This is a genomic window from Flavitalea antarctica (assembly GCF_054461535.1).
Genome location: NZ_JBTLQG010000003.1, coordinates 154,248 through 181,222, shown reverse-complemented (window position 1 = coordinate 181,222; position 26,975 = coordinate 154,248). Strand labels below are relative to the sequence as shown.

General features: G+C 44.0%; 16 protein-coding genes and 1 tRNA gene. 4 read left to right on the top strand and 13 right to left on the bottom strand.

The features are described from left to right. Positions 1 to 19: 19 nt before the first annotated feature. From ACX0G7_RS05180 to rpsU, 3 genes are all read right to left on the bottom strand, one after another. Positions 20 to 319 carry an HPF/RaiA family ribosome-associated protein gene (locus ACX0G7_RS05180; RefSeq protein WP_458922367.1) on the bottom strand — a complete coding sequence of 100 codons (300 nt, stop codon included), beginning with the start codon at positions 317 to 319 and terminating at the stop codon, positions 20 to 22. A 163-nt stretch (positions 320 to 482) separates the two neighbouring features. Beyond that, complete coding sequence (locus ACX0G7_RS05175) at positions 483 to 1,385, bottom strand: tyrosine-type recombinase/integrase (RefSeq protein WP_458922366.1); 903 nt, start codon at positions 1,383 to 1,385, stop codon at positions 483 to 485. 148 nt (positions 1,386 to 1,533) lie between these two features. Continuing rightward, entirely contained in the window at positions 1,534 to 1,731 is a 198-nt protein-coding gene (gene rpsU / locus ACX0G7_RS05170; RefSeq protein ID WP_458922365.1) for a 30S ribosomal protein S21, read from the bottom strand. 87 nt (positions 1,732 to 1,818) lie between these two features. On the opposite strand from rpsU, the gene ACX0G7_RS05165 reads away from it, so the two are divergent. Beyond that, positions 1,819 to 2,415 carry a riboflavin synthase gene (locus ACX0G7_RS05165; RefSeq protein WP_458922364.1) on the top strand — a complete coding sequence of 199 codons (597 nt, stop codon included), beginning with the start codon at positions 1,819 to 1,821 and terminating at the stop codon, positions 2,413 to 2,415. A 2-nt stretch (positions 2,416 to 2,417) separates the two neighbouring features. On the opposite strand, the gene ACX0G7_RS05160 is transcribed toward ACX0G7_RS05165, so the two are convergent. The 3 genes from ACX0G7_RS05160 to ACX0G7_RS05150 form a co-directional block, all read right to left on the bottom strand. Beyond that, the gene (locus tag ACX0G7_RS05160; protein ID WP_458922363.1) at positions 2,418 to 3,938 is read right to left on the bottom strand and encodes a hypothetical protein; all 1,521 of its coding nucleotides are present in this window, start codon (positions 3,936 to 3,938) and stop codon (positions 2,418 to 2,420) included. A 129-nt stretch (positions 3,939 to 4,067) separates the two neighbouring features. After that, entirely contained in the window at positions 4,068 to 9,122 is a 5,055-nt protein-coding gene (porU2, locus tag ACX0G7_RS05155) for a putative type IX secretion system sortase PorU2 (RefSeq protein WP_458922362.1), read from the bottom strand. A 41-nt stretch (positions 9,123 to 9,163) separates the two neighbouring features. Beyond that, positions 9,164 to 10,273, bottom strand: coding sequence for a putative type IX sorting system protein PorV2 (locus ACX0G7_RS05150; RefSeq protein WP_458922361.1), 1,110 nt, complete (start codon positions 10,271 to 10,273; stop codon positions 9,164 to 9,166). Between the two features lie 393 nt (positions 10,274 to 10,666). Here ACX0G7_RS05150 and tyrS point away from each other — a divergent pair, with 393 nt between their 5' ends. Together tyrS and ACX0G7_RS05140 are read left to right on the top strand one after the other, a co-directional pair. Next, complete coding sequence (tyrS, locus tag ACX0G7_RS05145) at positions 10,667 to 11,944, top strand: tyrosine--tRNA ligase (RefSeq protein WP_458922360.1); 1,278 nt, start codon at positions 10,667 to 10,669, stop codon at positions 11,942 to 11,944. 85 nt (positions 11,945 to 12,029) lie between these two features. Beyond that, positions 12,030 to 12,100: transfer RNA gene (locus ACX0G7_RS05140), tRNA-Gln, on the top strand. A 151-nt stretch (positions 12,101 to 12,251) separates the two neighbouring features. On the opposite strand, the gene ACX0G7_RS05135 is transcribed toward ACX0G7_RS05140, so the two are convergent. The 6 genes from ACX0G7_RS05135 to ACX0G7_RS05110 form a co-directional block, all read right to left on the bottom strand. Then, positions 12,252 to 13,388 (bottom strand): cytochrome-c peroxidase, encoded by a 1,137-nt coding sequence (locus ACX0G7_RS05135; RefSeq protein ID WP_458922359.1) that lies wholly within the window; start codon positions 13,386 to 13,388, stop codon positions 12,252 to 12,254. 7 nt (positions 13,389 to 13,395) lie between these two features. After that, positions 13,396 to 13,752 carry a hypothetical protein gene (locus ACX0G7_RS05130; protein ID WP_458922358.1) on the bottom strand — a complete coding sequence of 119 codons (357 nt, stop codon included), beginning with the start codon at positions 13,750 to 13,752 and terminating at the stop codon, positions 13,396 to 13,398. 291 nt (positions 13,753 to 14,043) lie between these two features. Then, positions 14,044 to 15,414, bottom strand: coding sequence for a sugar porter family MFS transporter (locus tag ACX0G7_RS05125; RefSeq protein WP_458922357.1), 1,371 nt, complete (start codon positions 15,412 to 15,414; stop codon positions 14,044 to 14,046). Positions 15,415 to 15,555: 141 nt separating this feature from the next. Beyond that, positions 15,556 to 17,976 carry a hypothetical protein gene (locus tag ACX0G7_RS05120; RefSeq protein WP_458922356.1) on the bottom strand — a complete coding sequence of 807 codons (2,421 nt, stop codon included), beginning with the start codon at positions 17,974 to 17,976 and terminating at the stop codon, positions 15,556 to 15,558. 19 nt (positions 17,977 to 17,995) lie between these two features. Then, positions 17,996 to 19,675: a RagB/SusD family nutrient uptake outer membrane protein gene (locus ACX0G7_RS05115; protein WP_458922355.1), complete on the bottom strand. Its 1,680-nt coding sequence runs from the start codon at positions 19,673 to 19,675 to the stop codon at positions 17,996 to 17,998. A gap of 58 nt (positions 19,676 to 19,733) precedes the next feature. Beyond that, a complete protein-coding gene (locus ACX0G7_RS05110) occupies positions 19,734 to 22,757 on the bottom strand; it encodes a SusC/RagA family TonB-linked outer membrane protein (protein ID WP_458922354.1) in 3,024 nt (1,007 codons plus the stop codon). A 166-nt stretch (positions 22,758 to 22,923) separates the two neighbouring features. Between ACX0G7_RS05110 and ACX0G7_RS05105 the strand changes: the two genes are divergently transcribed. Beyond that, positions 22,924 to 24,288, top strand: coding sequence for a hypothetical protein (locus ACX0G7_RS05105; RefSeq protein WP_458922353.1), 1,365 nt, complete (start codon positions 22,924 to 22,926; stop codon positions 24,286 to 24,288). An 85-nt stretch (positions 24,289 to 24,373) separates the two neighbouring features. On the opposite strand, the gene ACX0G7_RS05100 is transcribed toward ACX0G7_RS05105, so the two are convergent. Beyond that, complete coding sequence (locus tag ACX0G7_RS05100) at positions 24,374 to 26,920, bottom strand: glycoside hydrolase family 95 protein (RefSeq protein WP_458922352.1); 2,547 nt, start codon at positions 26,918 to 26,920, stop codon at positions 24,374 to 24,376. Positions 26,921 to 26,975: the final 55 nt, after the last annotated feature.

Sequence of the window (26,975 nt, the reverse complement as noted above, 5' to 3'; positions counted from 1 at the left end):
TGAACTTTTTGTGTAATGGTTAAGCTACTTTTTTATCTTTTTTTCTTTTGATCTGCATAACAATCGAATTGAGTGCTGCATCAAATGATTCTTCGAACGATTTAGAGGATGCCTTGACGAAAAATTGTTGCCTCGGCACAGAAACCCTGATTTCAGCGATCTTGTCCTTGATGTTGTGGACCACATTGTCTAGTTTAAGATAGACATCAACTTTGATAATACGGTCGTGAAAGGTAGAAATCTTCTGCAGTTTATCGCTTACATAGTCTACTAATTTACTATCGGCATTAAACCGCACAGTCTGAATGTTAACGTTCATAACTATCGCATTTTTAACAGTGAACAATATATGAAAGAGCTTATAATATTTGCCAAAAAACAAATTCTGACCTTCATTTTATCCCTTCGGATATGATTGTATGAAGTTAACTAACCGGGGGGGTACCACCAAATTAAAAGTCCGGAAAAATAACCCGCTTTTTTCACGCTTTTGGATGAGCTTTCTTATGTATGTCCTTTAATTTCTGTATGGAATTATGTGTATAAATCTGGGTCGATGAAAGGCTCGCATGGCCCAGCAATTCCTTTACTGCGTTGATGTCTGCACCATTGTTGGAGAGATGCGTTGCAAAGCTGTGACGCAGTATGTGCGGGCTTTTCCGGTCACTTGTAGTGATAAGGGAGAGATAATGTTTTACAGTGAGATACAGGTATTTCGGATAAAGTTTTTTACCCTTGTCATTCACCAGCAAGGTGGGTCCGGAAGTATCTGATAGTAAGGTTCTCTTTGCAGCAATATAGCCTGAAATACCTTCTGTTAAACTTCCACTTACCGGTATAACCCGTTCCTTGTTTCCTTTACCAACTACCTTTATTGTTTTGGCATTTATGTTGACCTGGCTTTCCTTCAGATTCATCAGTTCGGATAACCTCATGCCGGTGTTGTAAAATATATCAAGAAGCAGGCGGTCTGTCCTTCCCTTCCAGTTATCGGGGAATTCAACATGGGCCAGCAAGGTTCCCATATCTTTTTCTTCCACATAGCCCGGCAGTCTTCTGGCTATCTTGGGAGCGGTAACATTTGTCATCGGAGAGCTTGCGACGACACCGGTCCGCATCAGGTATTTAAAAAATGCCCGGACGGAAGAAATTTTGCGGTTAATGGATCTCGCGCCGAGCTTTTGCTCTTTTAATCCTGCTAGCCAGCTTCGCACAAAAGCAGCGCTCAGTTTCGATGGATCTCTCTCCTCAAACTGCGCAGCCGTAAATGAAAATAATTGGGAAAGGTCATCCTGGTATGCACGAACCGTATGCTCAGAATACCTTTTTTCAAAGCGGAGATAGTCTATAAAGGCGCTTATCTCAACACCGGGGATAGTATCCATAATCTGACGACTAACTTTTTTGTAACCAGCAAACCTGCTTCAGTCTTAAAGTTAACAGCTTTCACCTGAAAATCAGTAACCTATGGACACAAAAAATAGCTGTAGCATTTTCACACTACAGCTATAGCTATATTTGTCCTGGCTGATCTTATGCTTCGATCTCGCCCGTTACGATCTTCTGCTTGTAAACCGCTTTCAACACCTCTCCACGACGCTTGACAGACTTCTTTGTATAAGACTGGCGCTCTCTCAGTTGCAACAGGATTTTAGACTTCTCAAATTTCTTTTTATACTTTTTGAGTGCCTTGTCGATATTTTCGCAGTCTTTTGAATCAATGATCAACATAAAATGATACCTTTTTTAATTCTTTAAGGACGGCAAAGATAAAACAAAATCTGAAATAGTAAAACAGAAAAATACGAATTTTGCGAAATGTTTACCGGAATAGTCGAATCCCTCGCCCTGATTGAATCTGTAACGCATGAGGCTGGAAATGCCGTATTTTGGCTTTCGTCTCCTATCTCCGCAGAATTTGGGATAGATCAGAGTGTATGCCACAACGGCGTTTGTTTAACGATAGAAGCACTCGAACCTGGTCGTCACCGGGTTACAGCAGTGGCCGAAACGCTTAAAAAGACCGACCTGGGTACCTGGAAGGCCGGAAATTATGTGAACCTGGAAAGAAGCATGATGATGAACGGCCGTCTTGACGGACATATTGTCCAGGGCCATGTTGACACAACAGGCAGGATCATTGCGATTTCCCCGGACGAAGGAAGCTGGAAAATCAGGATAAAATTTGACAGCTCTTTCGCCCCTCTTATCATAGAAAAAGGCTCAATCTGCATGAACGGGATAAGTCTTACAGTATTTGACATTACACCAGACGAGTTTTCTGTTGCCATCATACCTTATACCTGGCAAAATACCACGCTAAAAACACAACAGACCGGTGATATTGTAAACCTCGAATTCGACGTAATCGGCAAGTATATCAACCGTATCCATACCCTTTCAAACGAGAACTGATGTTACTGATACCGGATAAACCGCTCTTTATCCCAGAACCATAATTCAGTGCTGTCCCCAATTTCAAGATATTTAAGAGGCTGGTTTTGTTTGTCAAAGTTGGATATGGTTAAACGTCCCGCGCCCATGTTCACTGACTTGCCAAAGTATATGGTATCGGCAACCTTTTGGGGTAAGACTTTCACCGGTAATGAATTATATTCTGCGTTGTTCAGATAGTTTGCCACCCATACTCTTTCGGTGTCGATTTTGTTCAATAGCATGGCTTCCCTGAGTGCATTCCTGAATATGTATGCGCCCCGATACTCTCCCGGAACGTTTATCAATATGATTTCCTTGTCTGAAGCCGCAATAGCTGCTATTTGCCTGACGGAGGAATTCGTGATCGCTGATGCTTTTTCCCAGTTCGAATTATTGACCTGGATAAAGTAAATATTGAATAACAGGATTGCTGTTATTACTATCCTTTGCACGACCTTCCCCCATGAGGATCTAACAATGATATGCGCGAGAAAAAGGGCAATAAACACCGAAGGAAAATAAAGCAGCCTTTCACCTTCCGAGGTCCTGGTACTGACACCAAATGTTACCGGAATAATTAATGACACCAGGAGGCAGCAAAGGATAACGAGTTCATCTCTTCTTTTTTTTATTGTCGCCGGGAGGTTAACTGCACGGCTGAACCAGGTGCTACCATACAAAATTACAAGAGCTGAGAGGGCTATAATCTGAAATGTTGAATTCGATGATGGTGGAACAAACATCCTGCCTGCCACCTTAAAAAAATTAGTTGCAAAAGTAAAAATTGAGAAAGCATAACCCCCATATCCGTATTCACTCACAACAACTCCCGCCACGTTATACCTCAATAAAAAATAGACAAACACGGTTATAGCAAATACGATCAGCCAGGTAGCTATTTTTTCAGCGGATCCTGGCTTGTTCCCGAAAATGATGAGCATGATAAAAGGCAACAACAGGATCGATTCATAGGCAAGAAGTCCGAGGAAAAAAAGAAAACCTGTAACAACATACTTATAAAACGGTTTTAGGTTCGAGATAAAACACAACATACACGCTAATCCAAAAAAAGTTGCTATCACGGAACCACGTCCCACGATCCACGTGATCGATTCGTTGTGAAAAGGATATGTTGCAAAGAGTATTGCCGAAACCCATGCAAAGTTTCGCCTGTCTGCCTCTTCCATTTGAAATGGAAGCTTAATTGCGAGCAGGAAAAGGAGAAAGGCTGATGCTCCGTGTAGCAGAACATTGGTGATATGATAATAGAAAGTATCCAACCCTACAATGGCATGTGTGGTCAGGATAGTAAAGTCGGAGAAGGGCCGGAAAAATCCCGGTGTAGCCAGGCTCCCCCTCACACCTGCCCTGTAGACAGACTTGAAATCATCCGAAGCAAAGCCATTGTGTAGTACCGGAAAATATAAAAGAAGGGATAATGTGACAAATACAATCAGCGGAAGCCATCTTTTATCAAAAAAGTTCGGACCGGAAGCCTCCATATTTCATACAAGTTTCGTTAAAGTTAATACCCGTGACCCGATTCTATGCGGCCAGTGCAAATTATGTCCGGATAAAGAAAGGGGATAAGGTGTGGACCCTATCCCCTCTCTTTATCCGGACAATTATCTTTATCTCATCAGGTACATCTTCCCGTAACCGTTATTGAAGAACTGATCAGTATTATCACCTTCAGCCTTGTACTTCTCCATGGATTTGCCATTCATGGTTGTTACAACACGGTAAAGATAAACACCGTTCGCCAGCTTCTGGCCGTACTGATCGGTACCATTCCACTTGAACTCTGTTATATTTCTTCCGATACGAATCGGGCCGAGTTCATTCATGGTGATCTCCCTCACAATCTTGCCCGTAACGGTCAAAATCTGGATCTTCATGTTCTGGGGTATTTCACTTCCCGTCAACGTAAACACAAATGCAGTGGAGGTGCTGAAGGGGTTCGGATAGTTCATAAGGTTTGATATCATAGGTTTTGATATCACCTTAAATGTTACACGGAACTCGATCTGACCCGCCTTATTTCCGCTCCTGTCTTTTCCCTTAACGATCAGTTCATACTCATCGCCTTCAGGATTGTATTGTTGCAGGAATTGCGGATTGAAATCGATCGAGGCCGTATTATCATCGCTTGAAGTAGCAGGATTAAATCTCAATGTATCATTGTCATAACGGAACGTTCGAAGACTTCCATCCGGATATCTCACCTGGATAGTACTCAGCGCAGTATCGTTCAACAAGAGGTATTTTGCATCATCCTTCAATTTGATCTGGATCCTTGGCTTCGCGGATACAATGTCACGGTTTAATATGTGCACACCATCAAATGTTACATCAAGGATTGGATTGACGTTGTCTGTGCGGACATAAACATTTTTGTAAAGGAAGTTATTGAAATGTACCTGCTCAGGTTGATCATTTTCAGTATTAAACTCTACAAATATCGTGTTCATACCTGGATACTTGCGGCTGTCCAGTTCAAACCGTAGCTGTACAGTGTCGTTAAATGACAGTGGCTTTTGCCTTGGCATATCGATCACATGAGTAACATTGCTCTGATCGAGAATAGTGACCTTTACTTTGATACTGTCAAATGGCAGTTTACTTACATTCTTAAACGCAATTCCAAATTTGATGGGTTCACCGGCTTCAAGAGTGTCCTTACTATTCAGGAAGATACTGCTCGCGAGCCCACCTTCAGGGACGCCCTTATAATATACGCGCCAGTATTTTAGCTGGTATGGTGTAAGTTTAAGGGAATCAGGATTGCGCATCTGCAGTTTGAGATACGGGTATTGAGCTGCATCAATTGCACTCAGATCAAAATTTTGCGTACTCCTGTCTACCTGTGCAAGTACTGCCTCGACGTTATTATTATCTATACCGATCACATTGATGGTAGGATTGTCATCTGTAGGAGCTTCAAGGCTTTCCCCTCTCCAGATCAACTGTTGCCATTCCTTGGCTGGTCCAAACCTGGGTGATATAATATATCCAAGGGTATCCTTTGTAGGAGTCTTAACCGATACAAGGATCCTATCGTTCAAGCCTGCGCTGATTCTGTAAACCGGAAGAAAATTCAGATCATTTTTCCGGTAAATAAGTGTCCAGCAACGGGGTGAGTTGATCGTATCGATACCAAGCAAACCGGCAGCGAACAACTTGTGATAAAGGGAGTTATTAGAGCCATAAATCAAAGTATCATTTTGCCATGAAGATGGTAATGATGCCATACTGTAGTCAATTGAACGCACCACAACATAAGCTCCATCCGGAATATAATTCATGAAATTGACCATATTATTCCGAGAAGCGGCATTCATATACGAAAACTCGAAATTCCAGTTTCGCGACGGCGCGCAATTCGCTGAACCACTTCCAAAAGTAAACAGGTTAGCTCCTGTTGCACTGACGTTTTTCCAGGGCTGAAACGTAATCGGGTCGAATACGTTAAAGATGAGTGACCGTCCTACGCAGGCACTTGCAATTTTCGTTATTCCGTTAACAGTAAGCGAAAAGTCAGTATCGTTGAGCCCACTGGTTGGATACACTCCCTGGCGAACAAATATATCGTTATTGCGGCTTTTAAAATCCCACTTACGGGTGCTGTCCTGCAGCCAAAGCCGATCTGCATTAGACTTTATATGCTGGTAATAATGCGATTGATTAAAACCACTGACTGTTCCGGGTATGAATATAAATGAAGAAGTGGACCACTGGTAATTACCCCCTGTTGGAGGTACGATGGATATTCTCCAATAATAAACAGCGCTGTCCTGGTAAGCAATTCCAGGCAGCAATTCAACTATACCCCCGGCCGAATTAACTGTCTTGCTAACTTTGAAAGGAGAGTCGAAATTTTCTGTAGTATCTACCTGGATAATATAGTCCCTGGCAAGGCTGAATGGATTCGCCGTGGAAGCATACAATTTTTGATTTGGATCATTCACAATTGAGAATGGATATGGATACACTGGTCTTGCTTCATCTTCAAAGATGAAAAATTCTTTGGTGACCAGGTTATTGCTTTCTGACATTTCATCGATCTCACCGTCAGCATCTATAAAAACAGAAAGCTTATTCATACCCTTGTCACGCAGTGTAACAATAGGGATAATTAATTCAATGGAGTCCGTATGCTTCACCCCCGGCATCCTTTTGCTGTATATGGTTTCCTGGCTGCCATCCGGGTAAGTTCTTTTTATTGAGAGGGTGATAGAGTCGGGAGTTGCTTTTCCGAGATTCACCGTTTTTACCTTGAGGGTGAACTCATTTTCTGCTATTGAAATGAAAGCCGGGTTAAGGTTAATCAATGATTCTTCAACCACATAATCCGGTTTTCTTTGGGTATTCATATTAAGTGCAGGGTCGCCATGAAAAGTGATCTGTTCTGCATGAAGCCTGGCATAAAAATCACTCGTACCCGCAGCTGTAATAAGTGCTGCCAGTGCGTTACGTTGATTCCCACCCATCGTACCCCCCTCCGTCTTACCTATAACCCCGTAAAGGCCATTAAGAAAGAGGTTAAGATAGTTTACGATTCCAAAATGGGTACTGGCCACAAAGGCGATAGTTCCCCGCCCTTTCGCAAGAACAAACTTTTCAGACAGGGTTTCATTAACCGAAAGCCTTTGAGGAAAATAAGTAAAAAAGTTTCCGGCGTTACATCCATTCACATAAAATACCGGGTACTTACCAAAGTTTTCATATGCCGACGGGTTATCAAGATTGAATTCAAGTGTTGTTGAAGAAGAGTGACCAAAATAGTTGAGCATGGAAATTCCCTCGGCAAAAAGCTGTGTCAATCGCTCTCCCCCGCCCGTTTCGGTTCCGCTTTGAGTTGTTTTACAAAACGTATATACTTTACCACCGAAAAGGGTGTCTTCAATGATACCTTTGTAAACATTCATGAAATTACATAGAACTGTTCCCAGGTAAGAGTCGCCTCCACCTGTCACATGCACTACATTTTTCATCCATAGACGACCCGCAATTGTATTCGGAGAATTTTTCTGAACATCTTCATATTGCTTTACCTTGTCAAGGTAGTCTTCAACCTCCTTAGCTGAAACTACGGATAGTCTGCCTATCGGTGTTTCGGGCACCGGGCTCAACACACCGGCTGCTGCCAGCATATTATCTGAAGCCGGAATTCCAAACGTTGGGATAAGGTTAAGCCGTTCAGCAACCGGATCAAATTCACGTAAACGATATTGATCATAGGTCATACCATGCCCAATCAGAAACGCATGCTTTGGAAGTACCGCGAAAGTTGCACGCGCATACCTTAAGAAATTTTTTACAGACAATGGATGCTTTTTAATTCCAAAAGCAAACTGATCAACTAACTCGTCAATATCAATAACCTTGGAAACATGTCCGCCACCCATAGGTGTAGCCCGGTAACTGGCGTAATCATTAACAGGATTATTGCCTGTCGATCCGTTAAAAAGGCTTGAATGGGAAATTATGAGATAGGTGCCCTGGTTAGTTGTGAGTGAAAAATCTATGAATTTCTTTGTGGCGAGTGCAACTATACTGTTTATGTTGGAGGGATCCTGGGATGATAACAGGTATTTGACAGGCACAGTAGTACCCGGCAATTCAAACCTCACCTTCCCGGGGACGGAGGTGTTACCAATGTATCGTTTGCCGAGACTAAGGTCTAACAGTACTGGTGCCGCGCCCCCCTGGTTAAAATTCGAAATCTCAAGCAAATAACCAGCGGCCTTCGCAGGCAGGTCAAATTTGAAATTGCTTGCATTTCCGAAATCAAAAGTCCGTGGATAGATGATTTCATAATAAGAAGATACAACGCGATCAGTAGAGACGGCTGAATTATTAACCATCTGGATGGCAGCAGTACCGGATGCTATCAGGCTGGTTGGTAAAGGTATCGTTGCATTGATGTCATTGAAATAGTCCATCAGCGTGTCATTAACAACTGATCCGTTCACGCTCACCCGGATAGTTCGTGCATTTAAGGCATTACCCGATGCACCATACTTAAATGTCGATTGTGGACCTGCAGCATATACGGCCAAACCCCCAATGGATGAATTCAATGGGGAAGAAGGGGTGAAAGGCGGACTTGACCAATACTCACCTTTATCATACGATGATGAATAAACATATTCTCCGACCACTGCGGCAAAACCGGGATTCATCACGTTTGTGAAATAGTTGCCCGCAGTATGCATAAAATATGGCTCAACAGGCAAAGCGCTGATGTCTGGGTTATGTGCCTGATTTTTAAATTGAAACCCGGTCTGCGAAGTGTTTACACTAAGAAAATAGCTGGCAACTCCTGAAATAAGACTGGTCTTATCTGTGTGTTGGGAAGCCGGTAAACGGTATAGTGGCTTATCGGCTTTGCCATCGTTTATATCTGCCCAAAATTCCAGGAACCCGTTGGCCGGTAAAACACCCGTTGGTACAGACGGATAAAATGGAACCATTTTTCCATTGGACCATAGTTCGAAAAATTCCACTGGGGTATTGCCTATGCCGGCAGCATCAAGAACAGATTTCGGAATGCGGTACATACCCGCCGTTCCGATCTGGAATTTGTAATAGGTCTGATCAAACCGGATCCATTCATTATTGTACTGCTGTGCAAACCCGTTAAGACCGCAGAGTAAAAACAATAATGTAAAAAATCTTTTCATAAAATGAACTTTGTTCGTTCTCATGGGGGATAAGGGTAAGATTATTTGCTTTGTTTTTTCTTCAGATCAAGTTTCAAAGAAAAAACATGCGTAAATAAAGGATTTGATTGATTAGCCAGGTTGGTAAAGGCATAATCTATCTGAACAGTGGATATACGGAACCCAGCACCTACACCTGGCTGATATATCCAGACTTTTTTTGTGTTTGTGATATCGGCGTCATCCAGGGCCTGTTGAAAATTGTTAATACCACCTCTTACAAAAAACACGTTCTTATACCCCAGCTCAAGTCCGATCTTTGGGTCAGCACTAACGGTAGACCCCGAAAGCACAGTGTTCCGTCTTCCATCGAAATTGAGGTCCACATTTATTTCTGTAAGGAGATTCAGATTTTTGTTGATGGGAAAATTGTAAGCTCCGCCGATGATAAGCTTAGGCGCGGTAAGTTCAGTTGATTTTACTGGAATCTCATTCTGCGTCACATAAAAGACTTCGCGCATTTTGTCATTAAGGCTGAATGACCAGGCATTGAATGTTGTAGTGACATCACGTGCCATAACAGCCACCCGCCAACGCTTATCAACCAGTTGCACACCAGCGTCAAAACCAAAGCCCCAGGCAGTTGCAAAATCACCGGCCTTACGGTGAATCACCTTGGCATTGAAGCCCATATTGAGTTTACGTTCCTTCTTTAATAATTTCTGCTGAGCCATTGAAATCATAAAGGCATAATCCGCAGAAGAAAAGGTCTGTACGTTACTGAAGTTGATGGTACCATCGGGTTCTACAAGAAAGATGGTATTCGGAATATCATCTACTGCAAAACGAAGGAGGGATAAACCGATTACCCGCTTGTTATTTTTTAAAGGAAGTGTAACATTAGCATAGTCGTACTTGCCTATACCTGCGAAATATTCGGCATGCATAAGATTTACCTGGGGATTGTCTTTTACATTCACCAGTCCGGCAGGGTTCCAGTAGCCAGCGGTACCATCCTCCACCGAAGCAATCTGGGCCCCCGCCATCGCCAGTCCTCTCGCCCCTGCACCTATATTTAAAAACTCATTGGAATATTTCCGGAATTGAGAAAAGGATTGCTGCCATAACAGCAGTGTTAAGGAAAAAAATAGCAGGGAAAGGTTTTTTTTCATCGACCCGGGTTTCTTAATAAGCAATTAATTTCAAGACTACTTGCCATTTTCCGCACCTTTCACATCAATCATAGTTCGAGACTAAAAATGAAATAGTTCGGTATTGGAAGTTCAACAATGGCAAACGAACGGCAGGTGAAATTATTGCATATTTCAACTAAAGTTGCGCTATTCGTTACATTTGCGTAATTCGTTGATTCCCTTGATTTATGCAAGTGCTTTTAAACGAAATGCTACAGTATTATCTTTACAAAATACAGTTTTCCAGTCAGCGGCGAAAGCCCGGCGGATACCGGCGCGTCGCTTCTGATATTGTTTTTATTGCAAAATGCCAGATAACAGCCTGACTATTACTGTGATGGAGAATTCTCACAGAAACTATAATTTATATATATGAGTCTTTTAGAAGAATTGAAATGGCGGGGGATGTTACAGGATCTGATGCCCGGCACTGAGGAACAGCTACAAAAAGAAATGACGACCGGTTACATCGGGTTTGATCCAACCGCTGATTCTTTGCATATCGGCAGCCTGGTACCAATCCTTCTCCTGGTTCATCTCCAGCGGGCCGGACACAAACCCATCGCGCTGGTCGGTGGAGCTACGGGCATGATCGGCGACCCTTCCGGTAAAAGCCAGGAGAGAAATCTTTTAAACGAGGAGGTTCTCGAAAAAAATGTAAACGGGATAAGGAAGCAGCTTGAAAAATACCTCGATTTCAATCCCGCTTTGCCAAATGTTGCCGCGCTGGTCAATAACTACGACTGGTTCCGGACCATCAGTTTTATCGAGTTCCTGCGCGATACGGGAAAATACATTACTGTCAATTATATGATGGCCAAAGACAGTGTGAAAAAAAGGATCGAAGGAGAAGTGGGACTGAGTTACACCGAGTTTGCATACCAGCTGATGCAGGGATATGATTTTTATTGGCTATATAAGAACATGAACTGCAAACTCCAAATGGGTGGAAGTGATCAGTGGGGAAACATAACTACCGGCAGCGAGCTGGTCAGGCGCAAAGCAGGCGGCGAGGCTTTTGCATTTACCTGCCCCCTCATAAAAAAGGCCGATGGAGGTAAATTTGGTAAAACAGAAAAGGGAAATGTTTGGCTTGATCCTGAGCGGACCACTCCCTATGAGTTCTACCAGTTCTGGCTCAATGCCAAGGATTCCGATGCCGAAGAATGGATCAGGATCTTCACGTTCCTTGGCAAGGCCGAGATTGAGGCACTGATAGAAAAACATTATGAAAACCCGGGAAACCGTAGTTTACAGAAAGCACTCGCGAAAGAGGTGACGACATTCGTTCATGGCCAGGGAGAGTATGATAAAGCTATAGCGACTACTGATAAGTTGTTCGCAGACATGTCCGCGCCCGCGAGCGCTTTGAGTGAAGAAGATATTGCGTCGATGGAAGGTGTTGTGCGATTTGATTATCCTATTGATTCTATCCGGGCCGGCGCTGATCTGATCGGTTTTCTTGCGGAGACAAAGATCTTTCCAAGCAAGGGAGAGGCACGGAAGATGATTCAAAACGGTGGTATCAGCATTAACCGGGTGAAAGTGCCTGACATTGCCAGGCAATTATCAGGTGATGATCTTTTACATGGAAAATATATCCTTGTACAAAAAGGAAAAAAACATTACTATCTGGTTAATGGGATCTGATAAATAAAACTGCATTATTTGGAATGAATCATTCGATGCCTTATTTTTGCAGTCCTTTTTAGAAAATAAGCTAAGAAGAACGGATTGCCCGATAGTATAATGGCAGTACAACTGATTTTGGTTCAGTTTGTCTAGGTTCGAATCCTGGTCGGGCAACATACGGGACATTACAGGTAAGCTGTTTTGTCCCGTTTTCATTTTTATAGCCAGCTTCATTTAATGACCGATGAACTCGTGGTCAGCATTGACCGATAGCTTGCTGCTCTTCTTTTACCACATCCTTAATTTCCTGTTCTTCCTTGTCAGATTAAGGTGCTTTTGTTACATGATGAGGTCGAGGTGCTTTCACTAAACTATCAGGCCGCGTAGTGCTTGATACATTATCAGATCGCGGTGCCCCCCCATGGTTATCAAATCCCAGTGCCATATTTACCCCAGTAGATCGCGGTGTGGTTTCTTTATTATCAAACCCGGGTGCCGTTTCTTTATTATCAGATCCCCCTGCCTTTGCAAAGCGTTTATCAGTTAGGGATAAAAGGAAGGCCCTGATATCCTTTTTTTCTTCATCAGTTAATCCAAGCGGCCTGGTAAGAACGGTGTCGGTATATAAAGCATCCGGAACGATGCTTTTTGGATCATTGTAAAAATCAATTACCTCCGTTAATGTTTTGAATTTGCCATTGTGCATGTAGGGTGCAGTAAGTGCAATGTTCCTTAACGTTGGTGTTTTAAATTTCCCGACATCATCCGCAAGCCTTGTTACCATTGCGCGGCCGCTATCGTTAAGGTCATTACCATTGAAAAGACCGATATTACGGAACTCGTTCGCAGTGAAGTCAGCACCAAAATGACATTGGTTACATTTACCTTTTGTATTGAATAATTCAAAGCCGCGTTTTACAGAAGCGCTGACTGCATTTGAATCACCTGAAAATTTCCATTCATCAAAAGGGCTTTCACTTGTTTCCAATGTTCTTTCAAACGCAGCTATCGCAGTACTGAGGAGTGTTTTGTCGGGTGGTGCTCCATAAACTTTTTGAAAAAATTCATTATACACGTGATTTTTTCTTAGCCGGGCAACAGCGGAATCAATTGATAAATCCATTTCATCCGGGTTCTCGATCGGTGCTAATGCCTGTTCTTCAAGGGTCTTTGCCCGACCATCCCAGAACAATGAAACCCGCAACAACACATTCATAGCAGAAGGTGAATTTCGTTTCCCTTTTCGTCCAAACACCCCGGTGCTGACCGTAGCTGTATCTGCAAATGCAAATTCCGGAATATGGCAGGTTGCGCAACTGATCGTCATGTCCCGTGATAAGATGGGATCAGAGAATAACATTTTGCCGAGAGCAATTTCCTCCTTGCCTGCTTTGATCTTAAAAGAACTAAGCAATGGCATAGATGAAATAACAATTATAATAATTAGTATGAGCTTTCTCATTTCTCCACTATTTGACCCTGCCAAATATCAACCGCTCCATTCCTGCCTTTCTCTGTTCACAACTGTCCGCGACTGGCTGGAAACGAAGCGAATCGTTATTACTGAAGAAGATCATTTTGTATGTGCCCCTGGCTCCGTTACAACCATTATCTGTGAATGAAAAGATGTTTTCACTTACGGTGAACTTTCCGGAAACAAAAGGCTTCCTGTTAATAAAAGCTTCAAAGGTGTTGTCTTCCGTGAAAACTATTCCCGTTACATTGCCTTTTTCAGAAGGCTTGGTCTGCCAGCGTCCTGTAAGTTTATCATTGCCACCAAAGGCCAATGCAAAAACTGCTACAAAAGAAATGAGTCCTGTTTTCATTGTGATTTGTTTGAATTTTTTTTGAGATAAGTACTGCATGTCAGTTTACCAACTGGCGATTTAACTATTGAACAGATCAATTACCTCGCTCAAAATTGCAAGGAATGCCTGGCTGAAAAAATCACCACTATTAAGCTTTATCTAACCGCAATCGGGGAAGTATAAGATTGCCGGACCCACAATCCTTAGAAAGCAAAAAATTATCGATCCGCAGTTGGGAGCCTCCAGAAAGTAAAACACCCATGAACGATGTCATGGGTGTAAGGCAAAATGTTGAAGGATCATATAAGGTCAATGTTGTTTAAGATCATGCTCAATCTCTTCCAGCGTTCGTCCTTTTGTTTCAGGCATAAATTTCCAGATAAAAATAAATGACAACAGCATCATCAGGCTGTAAAAGATGAACGAATAAAATCCGCCGTTTTTACTCCCTTCAACAATGATGGGAAAAGTCCATGAAATTATTGCGGCCATTATCCAATGGGTAAAACTGCCAAGAGACACACCCTGGGAGCGCACCGAGTTTGGAAAAATTTCGGAGATGAACACCCATATAACCGCACCCTGGGAGAATGCAAAAAATGCGATGAAGCCAATCAGGTAAACAATTACTGCTGTACCTCCCCCGCCTTCTGACTGAAATGCCATAGCCGTTAATGCCAGGAAAATAAAATCGCCGGCCGCACCAATCAGCAACAATTTTTTCCGGCCAAACTTATCAATGAAATTCATGGCAAGTAAAGTAAAAAACAAATTTGCGGCCCCGATGTAAACAGATTGCTGAAATGCATTTTCCTTATTAAATCCAGCCATCTCAAAGATCCTTGGTGCATAATATATGATAGCATTGATACCCGATAGCTGGTTAAACATAGCCAGCAGCACAGCATAAAGAATCGGCTTATTGTATTTTCCACTAAACAAAGCCTCCCTGGCAGCAGGATCGATAAGCGCCTGTTCTTCCTTGATCATTCTTACGGCGTCATGCTCCCCTGTTTTTGCAAATACAACACCCGCTTCTTCTTCTCGTTTATTCAAGACCAGCCACCTTGGGCTCTCCGGAATAGTACGAAGCAGGATAGCAAACAGTGCTGATGGCACTATCATAATTCCAAGCATCCACCTCCAGCTGTCTTCTCCAATGCCCGATAACAGATAATTCATGAAAAAAGCGATCAGGATTCCCAATACGATGTTTACCTGGAAGGATCCGGCCAGGCGCCCACGAATTTTTGCAGGCGCTATTTCAGATATATACATGGGCCCAACAACCGAAGAAGCGCCAACTGCAACCCCACCTATGAATCTGAAAACGATAAAAAGCCCCCAGACCGGCGTAAATGCACAACCTATAGACGATAGCAGGTAGAGTATTGCGATAAAGGACAATACTGGCTTACGACCATATTTTTGCGCCGGTACCCCGGCAATCAATGAACCTACAACAGTACCGATAAGGCTGGCTGCAACAGTGAATCCGAGCCAGCCGGAACTGAGGGACCAGAGCTCCTGTATTGTTCTTTCTGCGCCGGAGATAACAGCAGTCTCAAAACCGAAAAGAAAACCGCCCAATGCCGCAATCAGGGAGGCCCTGACCGGATAACCATAACCTTTTAAAGAAGTGCTGGCGTTTGACCGGTCAGTTGCGGTATGTATTTGCATGGGGAATCAATTAAAGTTGGTTAACAAGTATCGTTCCGTTAAAGCTAATCAATCCAAGTGATTCTTCGATTTACATCATAAAAAAACCGCTGGTCTTTAAAAAAGAATCCAGCGGTTATCAACTGCCAAAACAAACCTTCGTTAAGTATATTTTATCCAGGCGGTGGCCTTGCAATTTTTGTCAGCTTTCGCTCTTATCCAATGAGCATTGAAGCCATCAGGAAAGTCAAAGTCAACCGTTTTGCCTGCTGGTACCCTGATCTTTTTGAACTCATGAAAACCATTATGGTCCACATCAACTTCAAGCGTAAATTCCACATCAGTATCAGAAGTAAGGCTGATACGCTTTTTGTCATAACCTGTCATCAGGAAAGGCAATGAATTTTCACCGGCTTTAACAGCCGCATCTTTCCAAAGACCACCTTCACCTACTGGCTTACCCAGCTTCCACAGATCATCAATGGCTCCGAACCACAAGCCGGTTGTTTTGTCGTTGTTGGTGAAATAATGGCCGTCGGCTGTAGCATCACTTTTTGCTCCACTGATCACCAGTAAACCTCTCCACGTGCAAAAATCCATGATCTTTTTCTTATGCGTCGTTACTGGTTTAATAGCTGCGAACCCACTCTCACGGCCTATTTCATACAATGTACCATGAGCATTAAACATATATCGCTCTGATTCAACTTCTCTTTTTGCCCTTGGCCAGCCGGCAGCGAAAGGCTTATCGTAAACGGCCGATGTTTTTGGTAGGCGGTAGGATCCCGTTCCATCTTTCACAATAACAGAGGCGGCATCGGTTTCAAATTCCTTTTTCAAAGCAAGGATCTTTGCAACCCGGTCAGAACTATCTGCCGCCGGAATTGAAAACTTAAGTTTTTCATCTACTTCCTGGTAGAGGGCACCGTTAGAAGCAACGTTAAGCACCTGGAGGTTTTTATTATGACCTGCGGGTCTTAGCAGTGAAGCACGTGCCTCGCCGGGACTTTCGATATCTGCCAGGCTGGCAAACATCTGGTCAGTCTTTTCATGTCCTTTTCCCTGGTAGTGAAAAAATGCGGACGCAGTACAGTTTTTATCTGATTTGATCCTGATCCAGTTAGCCTTGAAATCCGCCGGGAACAACAGGTATTCATATCCCTTGGCTCCAACTGTAACTGTTTTGAAAGTTTCCCATTTGTTGTTGCCATCACGGTCGATCTCCAATGTAAAGATCACCGGTGATGTGTTAGTGTGACTCAGGTGCAACACTTTCTTACCGGCGCCGTTAATCAGGTAAGCGTCTGAAGGTTCACCAGCTATAACTGCATCATTTATCCATGGCCCGCCCCAGCCGTTAACACTACCCCAGGTCTTCAGATCATCAAATTTCCCGAACCACAAATTAGACTGCGACCTGCCGGGATAAGCATTCTGAAGAATGGTTGTTTCATCAGTTGATAAGACCAGTCGACCGTTCCAGTCACAAAAATCAGGGATATAACGAAGATGGCTTCCTATCGGTGTGATGCCACCACTGTTGGCTCTCGTAAATGTTTTTGGAAAATCATAGAACATACCATGCATATCCATGAGCATCTTATTATTTCCTACTTCACGGATTCTTGGCCACTCGGTGTACCATCCGCCCCAATGGTCATAGGTATGTGTGGCTTTAGGCATACGATAAGTAAACCATTTACCACCGTCGAGTAATTTCAGGATCACTGATCTCTTGTCCCACCCAATGCTCCAGGCAGGTGCATTATTATCAGGACTGCCATAGATACCACCAGGTCCGGTAACATCAGTAAACTGTCGTCTTTCAACGATCTCCCATTTCTTGCCATCCCAGGTGGCCAGCACTCCCATCTCTTCTTTGTTTTTTGGCTCTCCGCCAACCTGCAAAAGCGCGGGATCAATATCAAACTTCTGGTGTTCGCCATTGTTGGCAAGTATGAGCCTGTTTTGTGCCGTGTAACCCCCTTTCCCATGCCACCCTGGAATGGGTTTCTGGAACAGTTTCTTGACTGCGAGTGTATGCACATTCACTTCAAACAGTGCACCTTCCATATCGTACATGTATACCATGTTGTCCGGATCAGTCAGGTGCGTGGCAGTTGCAGTCCAACGTCCAGGCATAACCGAAGGTGGTATAACACGTACCTTCCCTTTTGAGTCAATAAAATAAGGACCGGTTATCAGTTGGTCAGACTTTGTATGAATCAGCCTGTTGGCAGGAGTGCCCCCGACACTTTCAGGATGTATATGTAACTGTAGGTTTTCATCGATACTGTACAATTTGTCAGAACTTCCGCCGGGGCAATGTGCTGAATAAGTGACCATCCACAACTTGCCGGCCCAGGGTGTCACTGCACCAATTCCACCTTCGCCTCCGTTGCCCGCACAAAACAAGCCACCACCCTCATTGAAAACTGCAAGGTGCGGATAAACACCACTGATGTTCAGGTATTTTGATTCGGAGTTCTTTTTACCTGTAGTGTTATCACCGGATTGGGTAACACCATCAGTGCAACTCAGATGAAGGACGGACATTAAAAATATTACTGATAAAATCTTCATGCTCATTATTTAAAATTTGTTAATAGTTTGGATTCTGAGTAAGGTTTGGATTTACGCGCCTTTCAAGTGCGGGTATAGGCCACAGGTATTGCCGGTTCTTGTCGAAGCTTCTTTGTGCAACAACTTTTACGTCACTACCAAATACAGCATAATCTGCTATCCCGTCATCATCAATCGGAGTTATTCCGGGGAAAGGCCATTTGGCGCGATTTTGCGCCGCAGGGTCAGGTAACCCGATAACTGGTTTTGTCAAAGCTTTTTCAGCAAGTTTCCAACGGATAAGATCCATATAACGCAAACCTTCTTTTGCAAATTCGACCCTTCTTTCTCTTCTGAGGATCTTTCTTAGTTCGGCAGGAACCGTAGTTGTAACCGCAGGATACAAAGTTGTTTGTCCTACTGCCACGCCATACCCTCTTGCTCTCACGAGATTGATAGCATTGAGCACGGTAGCGTCTACCTGGCCCAGTTCAATCTTTGCTTCAGCATAGGTCAGTAGTATTTCGGCATAGCGTATGATCACTGCATCATTATCTTCAGAGACCTTATCAGCCCAACTCTGGTCTATCCCTTTTTTCCAGAGAAAACCAGTATAGCTGGCGAAAGTGGCTACGGTACGGCTGTCCCTGTTTGAAACTCTGCGGTTTTCTTTTGAACTGAATACGGTGAGGGTATCAGGGTGTGGCTGATAAGAATAGCCAAGCCATTGGGTGTTGAATTCGACAATCGTAGCCAGCAGCCGCGGGTCACGGTTTCTGAAAGGATCCAGCGGGTTATATAAAGGACTCTCATCTATGGGTCTTCCGTCACGGCATTCATAAGCGTCCATCATTTCTCTTGTTGGAATCTGTGCTCCGAATCCGCCTGCGTTTCTTGCGGTCTGATCCTGTACAACGCCACCTGCTGTAAACACCTTCTGCGCTTCATCTCTTGGAACACTGATGATCAATTCTGGACTTAACTCACCTGGTTTAAGAAACAACTGAGAATAATCTGCATGCAGGGTATATGCTCCTGCGCCGGTAAACTGCATAATGGCAAGTGATGCATCACGCGCAACCTCATACTTACCCATATATAAAGCAGTCCTCGCTTTAACGGCAAGTGCAGCACCCTTGGTGAGCCTCTTCACTCCTGTTCCATAACTCTGGGGAAGATTGGCTGCGGCAAAGTCTAGTTCCGAAAATATAAAAGTGAGGATCTCGTCTTTATTTGTTCTTGCTATGTCGTAAGACTCCTCAAGTGCAATAGGTTCTAACAGGAATGGCACATCCCCAAAATGCGTGATAAGCCTTGAAAACTGGTAAGCCCTGATCAGCCGCATCTCAGCTTCCAGGCGGGTCATTACCGCCGGTGGAGTTGTGGCCGCAGCGCGATCCATATTTGCCAGGTAAGTGTTCACCCTTGCTATCGCTTTGTAGCAAAGTGTCCAGTAGGCCTGCACGTTAGGATCTTCAGAGTTCATTGTGCCAAAGGTCACCGCGTTCCCCAGTTGTCCCCGGTGCCAGTAATTGTCTGTGAATTGCTCATTATCGTTACCCCAGAAATCAAGCCGGTACAAATCGTTTACCGCAAGTTCAAGCTCCGTTTGATTAGAGTAAAAAGTCTCGGTAGAAGGCTCTGACAATGGGGTCAGATCCAGTTTTGTGCAAGCTGGGATAATCGCAATGCAGGTTATGATGTATAATATCTTTTTCATGATTTTGATTTGTCAGTTGATGTTTTCTTTTCGCTTGATAATCCTGAGTTATGTGGTCTCAAAACCTGATTGAAGCACCGGCCATGAGTGTTGTAACCATGGGATAAGATGCACTTTCAGATTCGGGATCCCAATACTTTGGAAAATTGTGTTTTGCAAAAACATCATTTGCCGATACATAAAAGCGGAGTGACTGGATACCGGTTCTTTTCATCTTTTCCGCTTTGATGGTGTAGCCCAGCGTGATATTCTTTATCCGGAAATAGGAGCCATCAATCAGCCAGAAATCCGACATCTCATAGTTATTTGAAATTGATCTTGTCGACAATCTCGGATAACGCGCCTGGAGATTTTGTTCAGGCTTATTGGATTTTGTCCAGAACTTTCCGACCATTTCGAGTGGAACATTGCCAAAAGCTTCTGCAAAAGGTTGAACAATATCGCCACTCAAACGGCTGTTTCTCTTGCCCACACCCTGGAACACAAATCCGAAATCAAAGCTGTTGTAATCGAGCCTGATTGTGCCACCATACAGATAACGCGGTAAGGAACCTCCAAGCAAAACCTTATCGTCAGGTGTAAGCCGACCATCTTTATTCATGTCTACATATCTTACATCCCCTGCCGTGACATTTGTATTTAAACGGGGAGAGCCGACCGTATCTGCAATTGTCTGGTATAGCCCGTTTGACCGGTATCCAAACCATTCATTGAATTCACTTCCCTTGATGGTTGACTGTGCACCCAATATCTGCGTACCTTTCAGGTCGATGATCTCAGATTTTGCATCAGACAGGTTGAATGCAACGGAATAATTGACCTTGCCAATCCTGTCTCTCCATCCCATTTCAAGTTCCCATCCTTTCACATCGAGCTGGCCAGCGTTCTGGCTGGGTTTATCAAAGCCGAGATAAAGGGGTATATCAAGCGCCAGCAGTATATCAGTGGTCGTCTTTTTATAATAATCGGCAGTAAGCGTCAGGCGGTTATTGAAGAACGCAGCATCTAAACCTATGTCAGTCGTTTTGGTTGTTTCCCAGGAAATATTGTTAACAGCATAATCTACTTGTGCGCCACCATTCAGGGGAACCACTACTCCATTCTGGTAGAATAATGCATTTGTGAAACTGATGATTGCCTGGTAAGGATAAGTTCCGATCCTCTCGTTGCCAACCTCTCCATAGGAACCCCTGATTTTTAGAAATGAAAGCCAGCTTATGCCTTTCATAAAGTTCTCTTCGGACAGGGCCCAGCCCGCTGATACAGATGGGAATAATGCATCACGGTATTCTTTTCCGAAACGGGATGATTTGTCATAGCGGAGGTTACCCTGGAGATAATATTTATTCTTGAAATCGTAGGTCACCCGGCCAAAAAATGAACGTAACGCGAATTCACCGGCACTTCCTGAATTATCCCGTAATTCCTGGGATCCTGAATTGAGGTAAGGGAAATCGGTTAAGGCAAAACCACTCCTGGAGGCCGTCATCGATTCGAATGAGTTATAAATTTCTTCATAACCGCCAAGTACTCCGAGGCTATGTCCACCTGTGAACTGTTTGTTATAATCTGCCAGGAGTTGTCCTGTTAATACGATGTTTTCATTACGGCCCTCATTGAGAATAGTTCTTGGCCGGTTAGTAAATGAGCTAGCCGATCCATCGGGGTTGGTAAATGTAAGTCTCTTTGAAAAAGATTTGGTCTTATCGAAATCAAACGTTGGTGAAACAAGTGCGGTCAGCACAAGATCATTGATTGGTTTATAACGAAAGACCAATCTTCCCTGGATCTGGTTATAAGTTGATTTCAGTGTGCCTCCTTCGTTAAGTTCTGCAATCGGGTTCCTGCCATCTTTTGCCAGGGCATATCGTCCATCACTATAGAAATCATCATAAATACTCGGCATAACACGAGCCTCACGGATCGGATTGACAACAGGATTTTCACTTTCGGTACGCTTGAAGGCAATATCCAGGTTAGCGGAAAGTTTGTTGTTTATCTGGAGGTCGTTGTTGACACGCACGAGGTATCTTTCATAGTTACTGTTCACGTAAAACGCATCAGCATTGGAATACCCGATAGAAGCTTTCGTTTTTACTTTTCCTGTTCCCATCGTGAAAACAAGATCATGCCTCACCCTGGGAGCATAATCCTTTGTCATGATGGTTTCCTGCCAGTTAGTATTACCGAAAGGAAACTTATCCGGGTAAAGGCGGTTGCTGTCAGCGAAATTATCTATAAAGGCCTGGGGATAAGATCCCGTTGTCGCACCATCGTTTGTTTGTTGCTCATTGAAGTAACGCATGTATTCCGGAGCACTTGCATATTCGGGCAGCGCTGTCGGCTTCTGCCATCCGTATTCAAAGTTATATTCAAAACTGCTCTGGCCATCTTTAGCCCGTTTTGTTGAGATCAGGATAACACCTGCCGCACCCCGGGAACCATAGATCGCTGCTGAGGCTGCGTCTTTTAATACGGTGATGGTTTCAACGTCATTTGGGTTTACGTTGTCTATGTTGCTAACTGGAACGCCATCAAGTATGATCAGCGGACTATTGGTTCCCAAAGTGGTGATACCTCTGATAAGGATAGTACCACTGCTTCCCGGAGCTCCACTCGTCCTGGTAACGGATACACCCGAAACGGCACCCTGCAGTGCCTCGGAAACCTGGATCGTTTGCCGCCCGGCAACATCCTTACTTCCCAGTGTTGACACAGCACCTGTCAGGTCTTTTTTCTTTTGTGTGCCATAACCGATCACAACAACTTCATCCATGGACCGGTTAGCGGATTTCATCACGATAATAAGATCGTCAGTGCCGGAGACGTCGGCTACGACTGTTCCATAGTCAACCAGGGACAGTGTTATAGAACGCGTAGCTGTGGGAACTGTTAAACTGAATTTTCCTTCATCATCGGTGGATGTTCCGGACGAGCTGCCGGGTACCGTTACACTCACTCTTGGTAGTGGCGAGTTGGTTGCTGAATCAGTGACCGTACCCCTTACCGTCCTGGTCTGGCTAAAAGCTGGTAAGACGGCGATCAGCATCATGGAAAAAACAAAAAGCATTTTTTGTCTCATATAGGCAATCATTTTTATTTCCCTTTTTAAGGGTAGTTTTAGGTTTTGAAGCTTTAGCAGTTTAAATTTAGTTTTATAAGAAGGCGAACTGTTAAAACAGATTAACCAATCTGTTATCCAAAAATTTGGACAACCTAAACAACTGTAGATTAGTATCTTACACAACATGAAGCCGGGGAATGGACAATATGAAATCAAACAATCATTTTATCATCTTGATATTTCATGTCATGCCGTTGCTGATAAATTCGGCAAACCGGATTTTATACAATGGACCAATGGTGATTATTTAAGACTTAGCAGTATCCTGTTGCACGCCACTTCAGTTCAGATCAGTGCGAATACGTTGAAGAGAATTTTCGGTAAGTTAAAAACACCGGAAAGATATTACCCCCAGAAAGCTACAAGGGATGCCCTTGTCCAATACATTGGTTATGAGAACTGGGAACTCTTTGTTTTAAGCCATCCATTGCCGTCAAGGATCAGTCATGAAGATGATCACGATGAGAAGTTACCTGATTATGAGCCCGTCCCACAACAGGAGATCCATACGGTTATAACAAAAGCAAGGAAAGGCAAACAGAATCAATATATTATTGGTGGAATAATTACAACGCTTATCGTTGCATTGTTGATCTGGAAATTCAGTGGTACTGCTTCACCGCTGAGCCTCGATGATATTGATTTTTCATGTAAAAATCCCCAGGGAAGCAACCCCCACTCTGCCGTATTTTCTTTCCAGGTGGATAAAGATTTCGGGGGCGACCCGGGCAAGTTCACTATCAATTATGGCGATGGCCGGCCTGAAAGGCCAGTAAAGCAGGGAGTGTTGTTCACCCACTATTATGAAATTCCGGGAAGATATTTTGCAGTGCTTAAATATGATGGAGTGGCTGCAGATACGATACCAGTATATCTCAGAACCAACGGTTGGACAGCCACCGCAACGGTAGAAAGAGACACTATGCGCGTCTATCCTGTGCCCGGGGATTCGCTTTTTGTTTCCCAACATCTGTCTGTCTCCACTCTGGCGCTGCAACATGCGGGAGTGGATACAACAAAGACATTTTTTGTCGAATTCGTGAACACGCAGCCCACAAACATCAGTGGTGATAACTTTGAATTGTCGTGCCGGGTTAGTAGTTCCGAGGAAAGACCGGGAGTGAGGTGTTCACAGATCATGACAGAGATTTATGGTGAGAAAAGTTGTCACAGATTACTCATGATGAAGCCAGGATGTGAAGCCTGGACCAGGCTGACATTTTCCGAATTCTACCGGGACGGCCGCGAGGATGATCTGAATTTCCTGGCCGCGGATTTGTCCAAAGGTGGAAATCTGAAACTCAGGATTGAAAATAAAAAAGTCAGCGTTATCCTCAATGACGTTGAAGTCTACAAGGCTCAATATAATTTCCCGCTTAATAAGATCTACGGAATAAAAATTGCTTTTGCCGGCATTGGACACATTTATGATGTTTCAATAAAGGACCTGCAAACAGGGCTGCCCTTTAACAGCGGAATGGTCAACTAAATGATGACGCTCGTACAACTCAGGTATGACGCTCGTACAACTCAGGTATGACGCTCGTACAACTCAGAGATGACGCTCGTACAACTCAGGGCTTGAATGTATAAGTCTTTCCGGCGACGGTCGGAAAATCATATACATGGTCAATGTTGGTGTCAGTTGAAACGTGTAAGGATTCCGGGAAGAATTTATTGGGATTGCGACCCCTGGCCGCGGTTAGCGATCCGGATGATGTCTTCAACGGATGTGGCAACCTCAGCCGGCAATTACCACCGAACTTCGATTTAATAACCAGCTTTTCTATTCGCCCGCTTTTCCAGCTTAATTCAGTCAGCTCGAAACCACCACGTGCCAACAATCCTTTCACAGTACCTTCAGACCAGGCGGATGGTAACGCCGGAAGCAAATGGACCGTTCCGTCATGAGACTGGACCAGCATCTCACATATCCCGGCGGTCCCTGCGAAATTCCCATCAATCTGGAACGGTGGATGTGCATCAAAAAAATTCGGATAGGTTCCACCGCCGCTCATGTTTGTCCCTGAAACATCAACATATTTTAATAACTCTCTGATAAGTTTGTATGCATGATCCCCATCATGTAAACGTGCCCAGAAATTAATCTTCCAACCTTTACTCCAGCCGGTACCCTCATCCCCACGTATCGCCAGTGTTTTTTTGGCAGCTTCAGCAAATACGGGACTGTTGACAGGACTGATCTGTCGGCCCGGGTGAAGCCCATACAAGTGTGAGACGTGACGATGTTTTGGATCCGTCTCCTCATATTCTTTTGACCACTCCAATAACTGGCCCTTTGATCCGATCTGCAACGGGAAAAGATTTTTCAATGTTTCGGTTAACCCTGCCCGGTAGTCGTGATCAGTACCAAGTGCTTCCGAAGCTGCAATCAAATTGGTAAAAAGATCCCAGGTCACCGACATATCCATTGTTGCGGCAACCGAAACGGATTGTTGTTTTTTGTCAACATCAAAGAATTTATTTTCCGGTGATGTAGATGGAGCTGTGACCAGTTTCCCTGAGCTATCTTTTACGAGCCATCCCACGGTGAAAAGCGCAGCAGATTTCATGATCGGATAGGCAGTCTGGGCAAGGAACTTTTTATCTCCTGTAAAAAGATAATACTCCCAAAGATGCCTGGCCAGCCAGTTCCCGCCCATGAACCAGTTTGCCCACACAGGATCCCCAGTGCCCATATCACCAACTGCATTCGATAATGCCCAGATATCACTATTGTGATGCGCCACCCAACCATCAAGGTTATAATATTCTTTAGCCGTCTTTTTTCCGGATTGCGCCAGCGAGCCGATCCATTCATTCAGTGGCACCTGCATTTCATTAAGATTGGCAACACCAGCGGGCCAGTAATTCATTTCGGTGTTAATGTTAATGGTGTAGTTGGAACTCCATGGCGCTCTTAACTCGTGGTTCCATATGCCCTGGAGGTTTGCAGGTTGTCCCCCCGGCCGTGATGATGAAATTAAAAGGTATCTGCCATATTGGAAATAAAGTACCTCCACTCCCGGATCATAGGCACCGCTGGCATATGCCTTCAATCTTTTGTCAGATGGTAGCCAGGCATTCGTGTTTGTATTTTTCCCGCTATTCCTGGTAGTGGTGTCTTTAATTGCTAAGGATACCCGGCTAAAAAATTGTTGATAATCTTTTTTGTGTGCCTGGAGCAACTCGTTTGCACCAGCAGCGATTGCTTTATCGAGATTTGTTTTTACAATCTTACCTTCATCAACACCTTCCTTGTCAGGGCACTTATCAAACCCATTAAAGCTCGTGGCGGCGGTAAGATAGATGGTAAGTTCAGTCGCACCCTTAACCTTGATACCTGAAGTATCAGTATCGACATCACCATCCTTACTTGTGACCCTGATATTGAACTGAAAGCGCATACCATTACATCCCGAAGCATCCTCATAAATTACGGGCTGACGGCCTTTAGGATTATAATAGCTCGGATCAACTTTTGCCGGTGCTTTGCCTTGTAACCGCAACTCTGTTTTTCCCGCAGAGGAAACCTTGTAGCGCAATTGTGACGATGCCTTGATATCGAGGTTCAAACCTCCGCTTACTGAAGACCTCAATACAATCACCATTACGTTTGATGGCGCATTGATAAAATACTGCCTGGTAAATTTTGTTGAGCCAATCTCAAAAGCAGTGCTGGCAACTGCGGTATTAAGATCGAGATCCCTGTAATAGTTTTTGATCTCCCCACCGGGAAGGTCCTGGTGAATACGAAGATCTCCCATCGGCAGAAATGATTCCGTAAAACTTCCCTGCATCTTTCTTAACAGGCTGTCGGCGCGACTGAGATCATTATCCTGGAGAAGCGCCTTTCTGATTGCAGGCAGATGCGCTGATGCGCCAGGATTTAGATTACTTTTCACCGGGCCACCGGACCAAAGTGTTGTTTCATTCAACTGAATAAGTTCATCTCCTGCCCCGCCAAAGATCATAGCACCTATCTTCCCATTGCCTATTGGTAAAGCCTCAACCCAACGGGTTGCGGGCTGTTCATACCACAATTTAAGATCATGCTGTGCGGAAACTGCTGAAACAAAGAATAATAAAAACGCGAACGGGAGAAGAAATTGCTTTTTCATCTGGCTTTTAAACTTTACAACAGCCATAAATATATAGAAAATAGGCAGGTTCACT

Excerpts from the sequence above, each read along its gene's own strand:
- ACX0G7_RS05180 (WP_458922367.1), bottom strand. The coding sequence starts at position 319 with ATGAACGTTAACATTCAGACTGTGCGGTTTAATGCCGATAGTAAATTA.
- ACX0G7_RS05175 (WP_458922366.1), bottom strand. The coding sequence starts at position 1,385 with ATGGATACTATCCCCGGTGTTGAGATAAGCGCCTTTATAGACTATCTC.
- rpsU (WP_458922365.1), bottom strand. The coding sequence starts at position 1,731 with ATGTTGATCATTGATTCAAAAGACTGCGAAAATATCGACAAGGCACTC.
- ACX0G7_RS05165 (WP_458922364.1), top strand. The coding sequence starts at position 1,819 with ATGTTTACCGGAATAGTCGAATCCCTCGCCCTGATTGAATCTGTAACG.
- ACX0G7_RS05160 (WP_458922363.1), bottom strand. The coding sequence starts at position 3,938 with ATGGAGGCTTCCGGTCCGAACTTTTTTGATAAAAGATGGCTTCCGCTG.
- porU2 (WP_458922362.1), bottom strand. The coding sequence starts at position 9,122 with ATGAAAAGATTTTTTACATTATTGTTTTTACTCTGCGGTCTTAACGGG.
- ACX0G7_RS05150 (WP_458922361.1), bottom strand. The coding sequence starts at position 10,273 with ATGAAAAAAAACCTTTCCCTGCTATTTTTTTCCTTAACACTGCTGTTA.
- tyrS (WP_458922360.1), top strand. The coding sequence starts at position 10,667 with ATGAGTCTTTTAGAAGAATTGAAATGGCGGGGGATGTTACAGGATCTG.
- ACX0G7_RS05135 (WP_458922359.1), bottom strand. The coding sequence starts at position 13,388 with ATGAGAAAGCTCATACTAATTATTATAATTGTTATTTCATCTATGCCA.
- ACX0G7_RS05130 (WP_458922358.1), bottom strand. The coding sequence starts at position 13,752 with ATGAAAACAGGACTCATTTCTTTTGTAGCAGTTTTTGCATTGGCCTTT.
- ACX0G7_RS05125 (WP_458922357.1), bottom strand. The coding sequence starts at position 15,414 with ATGCAAATACATACCGCAACTGACCGGTCAAACGCCAGCACTTCTTTA.
- ACX0G7_RS05120 (WP_458922356.1), bottom strand. The coding sequence starts at position 17,976 with ATGAAGATTTTATCAGTAATATTTTTAATGTCCGTCCTTCATCTGAGT.
- ACX0G7_RS05115 (WP_458922355.1), bottom strand. The coding sequence starts at position 19,675 with ATGAAAAAGATATTATACATCATAACCTGCATTGCGATTATCCCAGCT.
- ACX0G7_RS05110 (WP_458922354.1), bottom strand. The coding sequence starts at position 22,757 with ATGAGACAAAAAATGCTTTTTGTTTTTTCCATGATGCTGATCGCCGTC.
- ACX0G7_RS05105 (WP_458922353.1), top strand. The coding sequence starts at position 22,924 with ATGAAGCCGGGGAATGGACAATATGAAATCAAACAATCATTTTATCAT.
- ACX0G7_RS05100 (WP_458922352.1), bottom strand. The coding sequence starts at position 26,920 with ATGAAAAAGCAATTTCTTCTCCCGTTCGCGTTTTTATTATTCTTTGTT.